A 14,902-nucleotide genomic window follows, 5' to 3' on the forward strand; every position below is an offset into this window, starting at 1 on the left:
CAACTAGCAATATCCTGCTAAAACCTCACCCGGGAGGGCTCATTTCCTATCCAAATAGTCGATTTACAGCAGAGATAGTGGTATTTTATATAGTGGGCATACGTTGCTTTTTATCAATACAGAGGCGGTGAACGCAGAAATGAGCCAAGATAAAGAATTGCTGTCCACGATACACGCTCTTCAAAAAGAGCTGCAGCAAGAAAAAGAAAACCGTGCGTATATGCAAAAAGATATGGACGAACTAAGAAGCGCTTTATTACAATCAGAACAAGTAAAACAAAACTTAATCGATCAGCTAGAAAAGAAAGTTGATTTGATTTTAACGTTGATTCAAAAAGGAGACGCATAAAGGAATGGATTTTTTAAAAAACAGCAAAATACTATACACCATTGTAGCACTTGTGATTGCTCTCATCGCTGTATTTACCAACAATTCGCCTATTTCCCTCATTCAGCAGCATGAAAATTCAAGCAGCACATCCAGCAGTACATCGGGGAGTACATCGGACACTACATCAAGCAACGAATGCTCTGCAGAGACTCAAAGCGACAGGTTATTTACCGGCAAAGAGCTTGTCTTACAAGAAGGAAATGATAAATACGGATATTGCCACATTGTCGCGCATATGCAAAAACCAGGAGCGGACAATTACCATGGTAAAAGCCAATTCAGCAAGTATTTAAATGAAAAACAAGCCATGTCTATTGCCGAAAAAGTCATTAACGAAGGTGAAGACGGCACCAATAATAAATCTGGCAATTACGTTAAAGAAAAATATATTAGTTCTTTAAACCAAGAAGTTAGAGTTGTGTATACCGACTACAGAGGCAAAGACTACGACTACAGTGTAACGACCATGTATCCAATAGGTCATTAACCCTAATATATACAATGAAAAAGCAGGCCCACGCCTGCTTTTTTTCATTATACCTCTTCTCATTATCTACAGCTCTAGAAAGTTAATAATTGATTTAAAGTCTATTTGACATGTAAAAAACCCAACTTTAGACTGTTAAATTTTGGAGATATGACAGTAGCACTTTTACCTCTTGGACATATTCTAAATATAAAAAAGAAACAGTCCTTTGCTTCTTTTTTAAGAAAGAGGTTTAAAAATGAGTAACAAATATAAAGTCAGAAAAAACGTATTACATCTTACAGACACCGAAAAAAGAGATTTTATTCGTGCCGTGCTAATACTAAAGGAAAAAGGAATATATGACCGCTATGTAGCCTGGCATGGTGCAGCAGGTAAATTTCATACTCCTCCGGGCAGCGATCGAAATGCAGCACATATGAGTTCTGCTTTTTTGCCGTGGCATCGTGAATACCTTTTGCGATTCGAACGTGACCTCCAGTCGATCAATCCAGAAGTAACCCTTCCTTATTGGGAATGGGAAACGGATGCACAGCTGCAGGATCCATCACAATCAGCAATTTGGAACGCAGATTTTATGGGCGGAAACGGAAATCCCAAAAAGGATTTTATCGTCGATACCGGGCCATTTGCAGCTGGGCGCTGGACGACGATCGATGAACAAGGAAATCCTTCCGGAGGGTTAAAACGTAATTTGGGCGCAACGAAAGAGGCACCTACACTCCCTACTCGAGATGATGTTCTCAAAGCTTTAAAAATAACTCAATATGATACGCCGCCTTGGGATATGACCAGCCAAAACAGCTTTCGTAATCAGCTTGAAGGATTTATTAACGGGCCGCAGCTTCACAATCGTGTACACCGTTGGGTTGGCGGACAGATGGGCGTTGTCCCTACTGCTCCGAATGATCCTGTCTTCTTTTTACACCACGCAAATGTGGATCGTATTTGGGCTGTATGGCAAATTGTTCACCGCAATCAAAACTATCTGCCGATGAAAAACGGGCCGTTTGGTCAAAACTTTAGAGATCCGATGTATCCTTGGAATACAACCCCTGAAGATGTTATCAACCATCGAAAGCTTGGGTACGTATACGATATAGAATTAAGAAAATCAAAACGTTCATCATAACCACTCTAGAAACAGCTGTGCGCAGTCAAAAACAGGTAAACCCCTTCCCTTCTGACATAACTTATAAGGCCACAAACACCGTAAAACTCACTGCTTCATTTCCATTCACCATAAAATATAGTTAATTAACCATAATTGGGCTGTGAATAAGCTTCATATGAGGACCTTGGAACATATGAATAAGTTATCAAAGCTTTATAAAAGTTTTATAAATGAAGGGAAGATATCAAAATGCATAATAACGTAAACGCACCTTTTAGTTCTAATGAAAATATGCCGTTCTCACCTGCTATGGCTCACCACGGCTACGCTGCTCCCGCTTATGACCATATGATTCCACACTGCGGATACACAATGCCGGACTATGGATATATGGAATGTGGATATAGCGTTCCTTGCCACAGAGGTAGTGGTTTTGCCATTATCATCGTACTGTTTATTTTACTCATTATCATTGGTGCATGTGGTTTCAATTTCTGCCACGATGAGTGTTAACCCAAAAAACTCCAGTATAAACACTGGAGTTTTTTCATGTCTTAATCGCTGCAAACCTTATAGCGTTTCGTCCAAATCTAGAGGTCTCAGCTTCTCTTCGATTTCTTTGCGCTTTGGCTCTAAAAATGGCGGCAGCGCTAATGTTTGGCCCATCGTTTCAAGCGGTTCATCGGTCGCAAATCCAGGTGTGTCCGTTGATAATTCAAATAAAATGCCGTTTGGTTCTCTGAAGTAAAGTGCTTTGAAATAGTATCGTTCTACTTTACCAGAATTCGGCAGACTGTTTTCATCTAATCGACTTGCCCACTTATTGTATTCTTCTTCATTTGGAACACGGAAGGCAACGTGATGAACGCCACCGCGCCCTAAGCGAACTTTCGGCAAATCGGGTCTCGTTTCAATATGAACTTCGGCTCCGCTTCCGCCTTCACCTGTTGCATAAACCAAAATATCTCTATGATCTCCTGCACGAGATGGATAAGAACCCACGTAGCGAAATCCCATAATGTTTGTTAGTACGTCAACAGTTGGTTCTGCCGTGCCCACCGTTAGCGTGACCGGTCCTAAGCCGATGATCGCATGTTCTAACGGAATGTCTTCGCGCTTCCACGGCACGCCTGCTCTTACACCTTTTTCACCGTTGTCCGCGACAAGAAGCAAACGTGTACCTTCGTAATCTTTAAATGCTAATGTATCACGATTAGCTCGTTTAGCTATTTCTTCATATTCCACTCCGTGCTGCTCGAAGCGTTCTTTCCAAAAGTGTAGAGAATCCGTACTTTTAACGCGAAGCGACACAGTCGAAATGTCAGATGCACCTTCATGTGTTCTTGCAAGCCCTGGAATATCAAAAAACGTTACTTCCGTTCCTGGGGTCCCTTCTCCATCTGCATAAAATAAGTGGTAAGACTGAGTGTTATCTTGATTCACCGTTTTTTTTACTAATCGCATGCCTAAAACTTTAGTGAAAAACTGATAGTTTTTCTCAGCTTTCCCCGTCAGAATAGATACATGATGCAACCCTAACAATTCCATCTGATCCGCCTCTTTTCATAATATATAAATTTTTTAACTCACGCTAAAATTATCTTTAATTTAATTATCTTTAATTAAAGATAATTTTAAAGGATATACAGCCTGTTTGTCAATAACAAGAAAATGTTGTGAACATAAAAAAGAAACTAAACACATAGTTAGTTTCTTTTTGGATTTAAGCTACCGAATAGATCATTCTTTCAACTAGCCCTTACTTTTTAAGCGCGCGCTGCACATTTTGTTTCATCAGGGCTGCAATTTTCTTTTCATTTTCACGCGACGTCTGCTCTAATTTTTCTATAACTAGCTGCTGTCTCTCTGCTGAATGATTTTGACTTATCTTTTGTTTGCCTTCCATTTTAGTGATATCGATTTTAAATCCAACGATTCCTTTACTTAAACCATTCATATAAGCAGGATCAACGTCATTTAGTGTATATGTACTTCTCGGACTTTCATATTTCTCCACCATCTTCCTCAGCAGCCCAAGCAGTTCTGCTGGTTCTTCAATCATTTTCATCGTTCCATACACGTGAACAGCTTCATAATTCCATGTTGGTACAGCTTGATTCGTTTCATACCAAGACGGTGAAATATAGCAGTGAGGCCCTTGAAACACAATCAAAATATCTTGATTTTCAGCATCTTTCCACTGCTGATTCGGACGAGCAAAATGTCCGTATAAAGCTTTTTCTTTCCGGTTTAACATCAGGGGCAAATGAGTAGCATAAGGCTTTTCGTTATGATACGAAAACAAAGTGGCGAATCCATTATCTTCAATAAAATCATACATGATTTGTTCATCATTCACTTTAAAATACTTTGGAATATACATCGGCGCTTCTCCTTTATCTCTTATTTAGTAAAAGATATAATACTATACGCGTTTGCAACAGCGTCAGTTATAAACTTTTTATGGAGGTCAGCAAACATTTAATCGTTTATGAATCGATTTTTTAAGAAGCTTATGCTACACTGCTGTGATGTAAACCGCTGATTTTTAATATGTATTTATTTAGCACATGATGCAATTAAATATTTGTTGATTAAATACAGAGTTTGAACCTAAAAAAAGAAGAGCTTGTTAGCAGCTCCTTTCTCACGTTTATCTATACAATTGAGGATTTTTTTCTCGTTTGATAGGTCCGCCTTTGGCTATATGCCACTCAATGACGCAATCCGTCAAGCGATCGTATACGTCGTCTTCTAAATACGGATCTTCTGCTGAAGTAAGCAAGGTGTGAACATCGGCTTTTATTTCGGCTAGCATAGCTGCGCTGAATACGTCCGGGTCATTTAATACGTCTAATATATATAACACCAGCATCTCAAACCCGCTGTCCCAATTGGCATTTCCGTTTCCTTGAGCTTCACAGCGGAGCTTTTCAATAGCTCGGATAACCTCGCCTTCTACAATATCCGACTGCCCATTTCTCGGGACATAGTTTACCCATAGTTCTTTTGCTTCGTCAAAATATTTCATTCTCTACTCCTTTCTTCAGAAATTTATTCCTTATTGTTTCTTTGATTCATCGTCGTTCCAAAAACAACGCCTAGTGAGGTCCCAATCGCAATACCAAACCCAATATTATTCATCAACATCCCAAGAGAAGCCCCCATTGCAATGCCCAGACCTAATCCCATTCCTAGATAATCTGTCTTTTTCTTTTCTTCAGACAAAAAACCACTCCTTTTTCTCCTATTTTATTGATACCTTTTATACGTAAAAACTGCGCTAAAAGTTTCATAAAAATGGAAAAAAGCAGTCGCTGTAACTGCTTTTTAAATGATGAGCTGATAAACGGCCTTTCCGAGCAGCAAAATCGACGTAAGCATGCAGATTACACCGAATACATACATCGTTTTACGTGCAGAAAAATACAAACAACTCAACAGGGAAAGGTATCCAAACCTTAAGAAAAGGGCAGTTTAAAAATAAAAAACTTTTCTTACTTAAAAAGGATGGATCACGTTGACAACCAATCAAAAGGAATATCTTGAAAAAATACATAGCATACAGGAAGATCTCTCCAAAACGTGGGCTGAATATTGGCATCACTACTCGAGTCCAAGCTCTTGGCAGTTTTGGGTGACCTTGGGCGCTTTTATTTTGCCTTTAGTCATTCTCTATTTTTTTATTGATCGGAAAAAAGCCTTTCACTTAGGGTTTTATGGATTTAACGTGCACGTTTGGTTTCACTATAGTGATACCGCTGGCGTTTATAACGGGCTGTGGACGTATCCTTACCAAATCAACACAATCATACCCGTAAGCTTTAGCCTAGATGCTTCGCTTATTCCTGTCTCTTTTATGTTGCTTTACCAATGGACGATCAACCGTCATAAAAATTATTATTTATATGCAACGGCTCTTTGTTTATTTTTTGCTTTTATTTTCAAACCATTATTAACAGGGATCGGCTTTTTCCAGCTGCATGAATGGGCTACTTACGGTTATTTATTTGTATTTTATCTCGGGGTGATAGTGCTATCAAAATGGATTACCAATCTGTTTCTTTATTTTGAAAAGCAGAATTGAATATGTTGAGTACATGTAAAAAAACGTAAGCTTCTTTAAAAAGACCTTACGTTTTTTGTAGTGGCTTTATTTACTCCCTGTCAGCTTCCTCAAAAGATAGCACGCTTGTTTCATCTCACAGTATCTCTTTTGTAAGCAGCCCATTTTGCTTGTGTAGATTTAGAACATGCTGCATCTAGCAATAATAAAACTTCTGTTACTAAGGAGAATCGCAATTTTCCTAAACTCTGCTTAAATTAGCGTTGTATAAGTCCATTAAACTGCTTAAATCATCTAACAACGGGCAGTGGCCTACACCTTTCATGATTTTCAACGTTGCATTTTCCCCTATGCCTTTTGCGATGTCAGATGCATCTCTTGTCGAAACCATCTTATCTTCATCTCCTTGAATAACCATAGTAGGAATCGTGATTTTTGCCACCTCTCCTGTCCCTTGAACAACACCATTAAAATCGTTTGAAATATTAAATCTCATGAGTGCGTAATTGATATCAATTAAGTTGCGCTGCTTGATCGTTCCTTCTAAATACTTTTCAAATTGATCAGCAGACGGCTTATTTTTTGTATATAAAAATTGACGCAGCATCATTTTTAAAAACCATGTGTTTTTTGTTTCTTTCGCGTTTTCTACCATTCTAAATGCTTCTTTTACTTCTTCTTTGGTTTGGATAAAATTGTTAGGGATAGGCAGTTCTAGAAACGTTCTTCTTGGAATGGGATAGCCTTTGATGTTGACGGAGCTTAATAGAATTAAATTTTTGGCATCATTCGGATGATCAATCACATATTGCATAGCAACTGCTCCTCCTAATGACCACCCGCTTATTGTAAAAGCAGACAACTTTAAAGCATCTGCAAACAGTTTGACATCATCTGATAAGTCTTTGATTGTGTGGATAGGTGTATGATAAGTGGAGTCTCCAAACCCTCTTAGGTCGATGGCATAAGCTGTGATATGTTCTGGCAGTTCGTTCATTAACACATCCCAGTTAAGGGAAGAATTCATGTTTCCGTGAATTAACAAAAGCACCTCTTTTCCGCCTTTTTTCATTCGGTAATTTACTGTTTCTCCATTCGGTAATTCTACTTTTGCTTGTTCTAAAGCAGATACGGTCATCGCTATTTTCCTCTTTTCTTATATGATTAGAACGATAGCTATCTTTAATTTTTACATACCCTATTTATCTAGGGTTAAGCAGTTCAAAAGAAGTTGTACAAACACCAAGATGATTGTGCGTCATTCTATTTGCTAAAAAAAGCAGCCAAATACGCGATTCGGCTGCCTTTTTATCATGAAGAAATATACGAATGAGCAACAAGGCCATTACTTTTTCGGTGCGTCTAATGCTTGATAGGCAAGCTGATATTTCCCGCCTTCAGCCACTTCTGCATGGTAGAGAGCTTTAAGAGCAAAGTTTTTTTCAAGGCTGTGCTCTTTCATCAGTCCATTCAGCTTACCTTGCAGTTCCTGATTGTCTTTAATGAGCTGCTTCATCTGTGATTTTAGATATTTCATGGTGTTTTCCGCTCCTTTCACTTGATGAATATCTATCAAGTATATCACTTAAGGATAGGATAATGGTAAAACGACTTACGATTGACGGATTAAATTTGTACCGCTCTGTTCTTTAAGCGCGCTACAAGCGGAACGACGATGATACCGGCGATAACAACTTGCATCACATTGCCTGGTATAGAGCCAAGCGGAAGGATCCAGTTACCGTAAAGAATCACTTCGGCAAAGTAGTAGCCCACGATTTTCACAATCAGCGCAGCAACAACTGCCAGTGTGTTGACAAGTGCTCTTTTACCAGGTGCTTTTTCAGAGATAAGACCTGCTAAAAAGCCCATAGCCCCTACAATAATAAACGTAAACGGCGCCCATGCTGTCCAGCCCGAGATCAGATCGAATAACCCCATTCCAAAAGCGCCGGCGATGGCTCCTGTTTTTTTACCGTAAATAAAGGCCGCTATAAAAAGAGGAACGTTGCCTAAATGGATAAGGCCTCCGTTACCCATGATTGGAAGCTTTATGTTGATAAACATTGTCGCTACAAACGTCAGTGCGATAAAAAGCGCATGCATGGATAAAGCTTTGATTTTGGTTGATTCTCTTGGTGAGTATGTTGAATTCATCTGTTGACCTCTTTCTTTTTTTACTACTATCATACTCCTATTTGGATACTAAATAAATATGTAAAACTATTTATTTAGTAGGGTATATCATTCTAGCAGCACACAGAGATCCGCTAACTTCAAAAATTGTCCTATCTCTTCTTAAAAAATAAAGTTGCCCCTGCTTCCTTTAGCAGACTGCACCTCCTAATTTTTGTTATGGCAAAGTGTCTGTTCGGACATAATATGAGCAAATCGTTCTTTTTCAAGAGTTGACGAAGGCTGATAAATATGAGAAGTTATATGTTTGTAGAAATGAATGGAATAACCTAGAATTCCAGCGGAACCTGTTACTATAATTGTACTGATATTGACCAAGTCCGTTCAGATTGTGGCAGTCATAATTTTTACATACAGCAAGCAAGTTATAGGAGGAGCAAGAATGGATAATAACGATATTTTAATTAGATTACGATATGCCTTGGATTTAAAAAATACAGAAATGGTAGAGATCTTTACTCTTGGCGGAGAAGATGTAACCAAAGAAGACGTATTAAAAATCCTTACGAGAACACCGGATGAAGAAGACGAGGATGCAGTTCATGCGGACGATCATATACCGTGCACGAACAGTATGTTAGATTCTTTTTTAAACGGTTTTATTACCTTCAAAAGAGGAAAACAAGATCCTAAACCAGGGCAAGCACCTCCAGCGCCGGTTCAGAGCAATCAAAATATGTATAATGTCTTATTAAAGAAAGTGAAAATCGCTTTATCCCTAACAAGCGAAGAGATGTTAGAAGTATTTGACGACGGTGGAATACGTGTATCTAAAGCAGAATTAGGTGCTTTATTACGAAAAAAAGGCCATAAAAATTACAAACCGTGCAAAGAGAATTTTGCTCGAAAATTCCTAAGAGGCTTGACTGTACAATATAGAGGATAACATGATACACACTTTTTCAAATCAGAGTATCCATTATGAAATACGATATAAAAACCGAAGTTCTTTTGCGATCAAAGTCGACGGATACGGAACGGTCGAAGTCCTTGCTCCTAGAGGGACGTCTACTGAACAAGTACTTTCGGTACTAGAGAACAACTGGGCATTGATTCAGCAAAAAATAAATGAAATGAAAGATAGAACGCATGGACCAAAGAAAAAAGTCTATGAACACGGAGAAAGCTTTTTGTATGTAGGAAAAAACTATCCGATACAGATTCATCACGATTCGACTATTACAAAGGATTCTGTAGTGTTTGAAGCGAACACGCTTCAGATTTATGTCAATCAGCACGACGATGAAGCGATAAAACAAGCGCTCAAACGTTTTTACTATCAACAATGTAAAGCGCTCGTAACCAAAAGTATCTCCTCCTATCAAAAACATTTTAAAACAAAGCCGCGATCCATCTCGATTTCCGATAGCAAAAAAGCGTGGGGCACGTGTGATTCTAAGCGTCAGCTAACCTTCAACTGGCGGCTGGCAATGGCACCGCAGCACGTCATTGATTACGTAGTCGTTCATGAAATGTGCCACATGGTTCACATGAATCATGATCGGTCCTTTTGGCGTCTTGTCGGGAAAATTATGCCCGATTATCGTGAACAAGAGCACTGGCTGGAAATGTCGAGCTGGGAAATGACGGTGTAGTGGCTACATAAAAAAGAGCAGAAGCCCCGGGGCATACTGCTCTTTTTTTATCTTTAACTATAGCGATATTTTCTTAAATCTTTTAAAATCGAAATTTCTTTTAACAATTCTTCTCCGACATTTGTTTCTAAAACCATTTTTCTTTCTAGTTCTTTATCGACCAATCGCTTTACGGATAAGACGTCCGTTCCTTCTAATAAAATATCTTCTTTTGAATTAAAGTGTTTGTGAGCAACTAGCTGCATGCCGTAAGAATTATATAATAATGTATATCCAGCGATACCTGTTGTGGATTGATACGCTTTTGAAAAACCGCCGTCAATAACAATCATCTTTCCATTTGCTTTGACCGGGTTTTCTCCTTCGATTTCTTTGACAGGCGTATGACCATTAATAATATGACCATGATCAGGATTCAGATTAAATTCTGCGAGGATGTTTTGGCAGACTTCCTCATTTTCCCGTAAATAGTAGTATGGATTTTTCTTCTCTTTATGCGTTGCTTTATCACTGATAAAATATCGTTCAAACGTCGTCATGGCGCGTTTCCCAAAGAGTGATGAATATTCTCCTGTCCATAGGTACCAGACCATATCTGTTGCCAAATCATCCGTTTCTTCAGGGTGCGCAAAAGCCTCCTGTAAATAATGTTCAAACACATCAAGCAAGTTACGGCCTGCATACGTTTTATCTTCTATCGTCATTTTTTCCATGTTTCCTTCTTCATCTAAAGGAATGCAGCCGTGTATTAATAAGTTTCCGTTGTATTTCAAATAAAGGCTGCCTTTTTTCATAAGAAACTTCATATGTCTCGCCAGCTTTTCCGAATGCTGCACGGAAAGCAGCAGTCTTTCCATTACCTGCTCTTCTTCTTCTAATAGCTGATCAGGCTGCGCCGGATCTACCGTTGCAAAGCAGCTGTTTTCTAGCGGATATGTGTTTCCGTATATCGTAATTTCATTTTTATCATAATCAATTTTTTCAAGCAGCAGCCTTTCTGACATATTAAAGAAAGGACGTCTTTTTATAATCGGACTTTCAAGCTTGAACTGAATCATCGCAATGGCCTGATGAATTTTCGTGATTTGTAGTCGCTCGTGATCGGATAGCTTGTCACTCGAGCTTACTTTTGGTCTAAAAGCAGGATTATCATCATAGTATTTCTCCGCCAAGTTAAGCAGCGGTCTCAGGTTAATGCCATATACGTCTTCAATAATATCTAGATTGTCGTATCTCGCGCAGATCCGAATAATATTGGCAAGACACACTTTCGAGCCCGCAAAAGCGCCTAGCCATAGCACATCGTGGTTTCCCCACTGAATATCAACGGAGTGATAGTTAATCAGCGTATCCATAATTTTATCCGGTTCAGGTCCACGATCATAAATATCCCCTACTACGTGCAGATGGTCCACAACCAATCTTTGCGTCGTATAAGCTAGCCCTATAATAAGCTTATCGGCTTGCCCTAAAGAAATAATCTGCTGAACAATCTTTGTATAGTACTGTTCTTTATTTGTAAATTCATCGGTTTTATATAGCAGCTCTTCAATAATGTACACAAATTGATCCGGCAATGCTTTACGCAGTTTAGAGCGCGTGTATTTAGAAGAAGCGTACGAGATGAGATTAAGCATACGATCGATGATTTCTTTATACCACTCATATAGTTCTCGTTTGTTTCGAAACTGCGCTTTAATCAACGGTAATTTTTCTTCAGGATAATACACTAATGTCGCAAATTCATTGATTTCTTTGTCAGATAATACATTTTTAAAAAGGTCTTTGATTTTCTCTTTTACATTTCCTGAACCATTTCGCAGCACGTGCTGAAAAGCTTGATACTCGCCGTGTAAATCACTGACAAAATGTTCAGTCCCCTTTGGCAGATGAAGAATAGCTTCAAGGTTAATAATTTCGGTTACCACTTTTTCTTCCGTATCATACTTTTGTGCAAGTAAATCTAGATATTTTGTGTTCAAAACTATGTATCCCCTTTCAACGTTCACCATTTAGTACAATCACTCATCAAGCTTGTGATTATGATGTTAAATACCTTTTATTTAACTCTTCTCTTTTCTCTCCACGCCTCACCCCTTTATTTTAACCTATTTTACGTATGGGTAAAATGGTATAAAGTCTATTTGTCTATAAAGATTAACCAGTCTTGCCCCCTTGAAGATGATAGCTAGCTGGTAACAAAAAAAACCTGCTGATCTTAGTCAGCAGGTTCGATACATATGAAAGAAGCGCACATAATTAAGAAAGTTTACTCCGACCTCTATACAATAGCAGAGTTTTTCTTCCCTCGCTGTGAGAAAACGCACAGCGCCAAGTCCTTGGTGGTGGTACGATAAAGATGACCTTTCTGAGACAGGAAAAGTCATCCTTTGTATGATATAAGAATCATCATTCTGTTGAATCTCTGTTCTTCTACGTTCAGAGATTTTTTCTGTTGGCTTTGTTAAGTACAGCACGAGAGGAAAGTGAATACAAATACATATGGTACACGTAGGCTATCTGAGTCTGCTGTTTGACGGCGGAAGAAGTTGCATGTGGCTTTTCCGAGTAACAATTGCTTCTATTATAATATGGAACGCTGTTGTCAAATTTCCAAAGAAGAAATACAAAGGAAAAATCATTACGTGAATGTCTGCAGGTACCCTATCTACTTTAACTCTGACCGTCTCATTTTTTGAGCATATCCGATTTTAAAACCCTCCGCTCAGCATGTGGATTTTACGATATAAAAAAGCAGCGGATGTAAAACATCACGCTGCTTTTTCTTATCTCTACACGCCTAAGTAAAAAAGGATGTGGTAGAGTGTTCTTACAATGTATTGATGATGTTAGTGAATATTATTCTTTCGGAAATTACCGCCTTTAACTTCGGCTACGTCATATACCGTAACAAAAGCCGTCGGGTCAATTTCATTAATAATTTCTTTCATTTTGCTTTCTTCCAAGCGGTTGATTACACATGTGATTTCCTTGAATTTCTCATGGGAGTATCCGCCGTAAGCTTCTTTATATGTAGCGCTTCGACCTAAACGATCACGTATTGTCTCTACCATTAACGCAGGCTGAGAAGTGATAATTTGGAAGGTTTTCGATCCGCTTAGACCTACTTCTACGATGTGAATAACTTTGGATGCAATAAAGTATGCAATTGCAGAAAGAATCGCGCCTTGCAGACCAAATACTAGTGAAACAAAAATAAAGACAAACGCATTTAAGAACAAAATAAGATCACTTGTTCCAAACGGCAATTTTCGAGAAAGCAGTACAGCTAGCATATCGATGCCATCTAGCGCGCCGCCATTACGCAGTGCAATTCCCATTCCAAAACCAAGGATAATACCGCCGACAACGGTTACGAGTAGTGTATCTCCTTCAATAATCGCTGGAGTATGATGCATGAGGCTTGTACCGACAGCTAGTGAGACGATTCCGAGGATGGAAAATATAGCAAAACTTTTCCCGATTTGTTGATATCCTAACCATACAAAAGGAATATTAATAACGGCAATGAGAACTCCTAGTGGTAAGCCAAATAGGTTTGACGCAACGATACTAATGCCTGTTACTCCTCCATCTGAGACGTGGTTTGGAATTAAGACAGTTTCTAAGCCGTAAGCTGCAATAATCCCTCCGATAATGACCATTAGTGCTCGGAAAGCAATTTTTAGCCGCTTAGGCCTGTGGTGTTTTTTAGTTGTGTTCATATAATTCCTCGCTTTTAAATGTTTTTTACTATTTAAGTGTACCACAAACATTCTCTTTATTTGAACTGAGGAGGCTTACGTATCGGTTTTTAGCTCACATAGTGCAAAATAGACAAAGGATAACTTCTAGCTGTACAGACTCTATCCTTGCAATACGTCATCATTTCTGTTAAGTTTAAGGAGAATTATTTTTGTTCGGTAAAGATTGATAAGTTACATAACTTTCGTCTATAGATTTGAGCAAGGATAGTAACACAATGTGTGCGTGTCACACTAGGAGGCAACAATTATGGAACAAGGTAAAGTAAAATGGTTTAACGCAGAAAAAGGTTTTGGATTCATCGAACGCGAAAACGGAGACGATGTATTTGTACATTTCTCAGCAATCCAAAGCGAAGGCTTCAAATCTTTAGACGAAGGTCAAGCAGTTACATTTGAAGTAGAACAAGGTCAACGCGGCCCTCAAGCTACTAACGTTCAAAAAGCGTAATCCGTCATAAATAGAAAAAGACAGACTCCATGGAGTCTGTCTTTTTCATTACTTTGAAAATGTAATAATAAAACCCTATCCACTGAGGAATAGGGCTTATTAATACAAAAATAGTAATCGGTAATACAAATGGTAAACTCAGTATAGCATAGTATTGGCGGAATCCAAACTATAAATCAATATTTCTTCATGAATAATTATGATTCGTGCTTCATTAACTCTTCTTCAAAGAAAAATGTACTGGGATATTTATCAACTGTATAAGAATATCTTTTCATATTTTTCACATAATGACTTTTTAAGATGATCACTATTTCATTAGATGCTTTTATACTTACTGTTTCTCCATTAGCAAATGAGCTTATACTCATATCCTTCATCCTCTCTCATATCAAAAACAAGCAAATTTTTAACTTTATTTATCGGGAAATATAATGTGCATCTTATATTTGAGACGTTATCAGCATTCTGATAGTCAGCAACCTTTTCCAACGGCTAGTCCAATGAAGATTTCTTTTTTAATTATTAAAATCCAAAGCAAAAAGACCCCTATGTGGAGTCTTTTTACGTTGGATTAATTATGCTACTTTATGAACGTTAGCAGCTTGTGCTCCGCGTTGACCTTGTTCAATGTCAAACGTTACTTTTTGACCTTCTTCTAACGACTTAAAGCCTTCACCTTGAATAGAGCTGAAATGTACGAATACATCGTCTCCGCCTTCAATTTCGATAAAGCCGAAGCCTTTGTCTGCATTAAACCATTTCACTGTACCTTGTTCCATAATAGTGCCTCCTGGTGTGGAATACTCCACGGTTGTATTACTACCCTTGTCCAACC

The 14,902-nt window shown here is 38.5% G+C and carries 19 protein-coding genes; 8 read left to right on the forward strand and 11 right to left on the reverse strand.

Translation table 11 applies throughout. The features are described from left to right. The first annotated feature begins 139 nt into the window (after positions 1-139). The 4 genes from CEQ83_RS16595 (at position 140) to CEQ83_RS27745 (ending at position 2,505) form a co-directional block, all read left to right on the forward strand. Positions 140-349, forward strand: a complete 210-nt coding sequence (locus tag CEQ83_RS16595) for a hypothetical protein (protein WP_028414606.1) — start codon at positions 140-142, stop codon at positions 347-349. Between the two features lie 4 nt (positions 350-353). Beyond that, positions 354-878: a hypothetical protein gene (locus tag CEQ83_RS16600; RefSeq protein ID WP_028414607.1), complete on the forward strand. Its 525-nt coding sequence runs from the start codon at positions 354-356 to the stop codon at positions 876-878. 238 nt (positions 879-1,116) lie between these two features. After that, entirely contained in the window at positions 1,117-2,010 is an 894-nt protein-coding gene (locus CEQ83_RS16605; protein WP_028414608.1) for a tyrosinase family protein, read from the forward strand. A 231-nt stretch (positions 2,011-2,241) separates the two neighbouring features. Further along, a complete protein-coding gene (locus CEQ83_RS27745) occupies positions 2,242-2,505 on the forward strand; it encodes a YjcZ family sporulation protein (protein ID WP_098112416.1) in 264 nt (87 codons plus the stop codon). A 57-nt stretch (positions 2,506-2,562) separates the two neighbouring features. Here the strand turns inward: CEQ83_RS27745 and CEQ83_RS16615 are convergent, their stop codons facing one another. The 4 genes from CEQ83_RS16615 to CEQ83_RS27155 all read right to left on the reverse strand — a co-directional run bounded on the left by CEQ83_RS16615 (position 2,563) and on the right by CEQ83_RS27155 (position 5,220). After that, positions 2,563-3,540, reverse strand: a complete 978-nt coding sequence (locus CEQ83_RS16615) for a ring-cleaving dioxygenase (RefSeq protein WP_098112417.1) — start codon at positions 3,538-3,540, stop codon at positions 2,563-2,565. Positions 3,541-3,751: 211 nt separating this feature from the next. Further along, positions 3,752-4,375 carry an FMN-binding negative transcriptional regulator gene (locus CEQ83_RS16620; RefSeq protein WP_098112418.1) on the reverse strand — a complete coding sequence of 208 codons (624 nt, stop codon included), beginning with the start codon at positions 4,373-4,375 and terminating at the stop codon, positions 3,752-3,754. A gap of 270 nt (positions 4,376-4,645) precedes the next feature. Continuing rightward, positions 4,646-5,023, reverse strand: coding sequence for a hypothetical protein (locus tag CEQ83_RS16625; RefSeq protein WP_047750395.1), 378 nt, complete (start codon positions 5,021-5,023; stop codon positions 4,646-4,648). A 23-nt stretch (positions 5,024-5,046) separates the two neighbouring features. Then, on the reverse strand, positions 5,047-5,220 hold the full coding sequence (locus CEQ83_RS27155; protein ID WP_165573549.1) for a glycine zipper domain-containing protein: 174 nt from the start codon (positions 5,218-5,220) through the stop codon (positions 5,047-5,049). A 292-nt stretch (positions 5,221-5,512) separates the two neighbouring features. On the opposite strand from CEQ83_RS27155, the gene CEQ83_RS16630 reads away from it, so the two are divergent. Then, positions 5,513-6,079, forward strand: coding sequence for a CBO0543 family protein (locus CEQ83_RS16630; RefSeq protein WP_098112419.1), 567 nt, complete (start codon positions 5,513-5,515; stop codon positions 6,077-6,079). A gap of 220 nt (positions 6,080-6,299) precedes the next feature. On the opposite strand, the gene phaZ is transcribed toward CEQ83_RS16630, so the two are convergent. From phaZ to CEQ83_RS16645, 3 genes are all read right to left on the reverse strand, one after another. Beyond that, a complete protein-coding gene (gene phaZ / locus CEQ83_RS16635) occupies positions 6,300-7,196 on the reverse strand; it encodes an intracellular short-chain-length polyhydroxyalkanoate depolymerase (protein ID WP_098112420.1) in 897 nt (298 codons plus the stop codon). Between the two features lie 207 nt (positions 7,197-7,403). Beyond that, positions 7,404-7,595 (reverse strand): hypothetical protein, encoded by a 192-nt coding sequence (locus tag CEQ83_RS16640; RefSeq protein ID WP_013058089.1) that lies wholly within the window; start codon positions 7,593-7,595, stop codon positions 7,404-7,406. An 89-nt stretch (positions 7,596-7,684) separates the two neighbouring features. Beyond that, positions 7,685-8,215, reverse strand: a complete 531-nt coding sequence (locus tag CEQ83_RS16645) for an ECF transporter S component (RefSeq protein ID WP_033580236.1) — start codon at positions 8,213-8,215, stop codon at positions 7,685-7,687. 421 nt (positions 8,216-8,636) lie between these two features. On the opposite strand from CEQ83_RS16645, the gene CEQ83_RS16650 reads away from it, so the two are divergent. Beyond that, positions 8,637-9,140: a YehS family protein gene (locus CEQ83_RS16650; protein WP_098112421.1), complete on the forward strand. Its 504-nt coding sequence runs from the start codon at positions 8,637-8,639 to the stop codon at positions 9,138-9,140. 1 nt (position 9,141) lies between these two features. Further along, positions 9,142-9,849 (forward strand): M48 family metallopeptidase, encoded by a 708-nt coding sequence (locus CEQ83_RS16655; protein ID WP_098112422.1) that lies wholly within the window; start codon positions 9,142-9,144, stop codon positions 9,847-9,849. 53 nt (positions 9,850-9,902) lie between these two features. Here CEQ83_RS16655 and fbp read toward each other — a convergent pair whose 3' ends face one another. Both fbp and CEQ83_RS16665 read right to left on the reverse strand, forming a co-directional pair. Next, positions 9,903-11,831: a fructose-1,6-bisphosphatase gene (fbp, locus tag CEQ83_RS16660; RefSeq protein WP_028414618.1), complete on the reverse strand. Its 1,929-nt coding sequence runs from the start codon at positions 11,829-11,831 to the stop codon at positions 9,903-9,905. 867 nt (positions 11,832-12,698) lie between these two features. Continuing rightward, positions 12,699-13,574, reverse strand: coding sequence for a YitT family protein (locus CEQ83_RS16665; RefSeq protein WP_013058095.1), 876 nt, complete (start codon positions 13,572-13,574; stop codon positions 12,699-12,701). Positions 13,575-13,863: 289 nt separating this feature from the next. Here CEQ83_RS16665 and CEQ83_RS16670 point away from each other — a divergent pair, with 289 nt between their 5' ends. Next, positions 13,864-14,064 carry a cold-shock protein gene (locus tag CEQ83_RS16670; RefSeq protein ID WP_025908891.1) on the forward strand — a complete coding sequence of 67 codons (201 nt, stop codon included), beginning with the start codon at positions 13,864-13,866 and terminating at the stop codon, positions 14,062-14,064. A 197-nt stretch (positions 14,065-14,261) separates the two neighbouring features. On the opposite strand, the gene CEQ83_RS27160 is transcribed toward CEQ83_RS16670, so the two are convergent. Together CEQ83_RS27160 and CEQ83_RS16675 are read right to left on the reverse strand one after the other, a co-directional pair. Then, complete coding sequence (locus CEQ83_RS27160; protein WP_165573550.1) at positions 14,262-14,435, reverse strand: hypothetical protein; 174 nt, start codon at positions 14,433-14,435, stop codon at positions 14,262-14,264. Between the two features lie 207 nt (positions 14,436-14,642). After that, entirely contained in the window at positions 14,643-14,846 is a 204-nt protein-coding gene (locus tag CEQ83_RS16675; RefSeq protein ID WP_013056405.1) for a cold-shock protein, read from the reverse strand. Between the last annotated feature and the right edge of the window lie 56 nt (positions 14,847-14,902).

It is taken from the genome of Priestia megaterium, from assembly GCF_009497655.1.
Taxonomy (GTDB): domain Bacteria; phylum Bacillota; class Bacilli; order Bacillales; family Bacillaceae_H; genus Priestia; species Priestia zanthoxyli.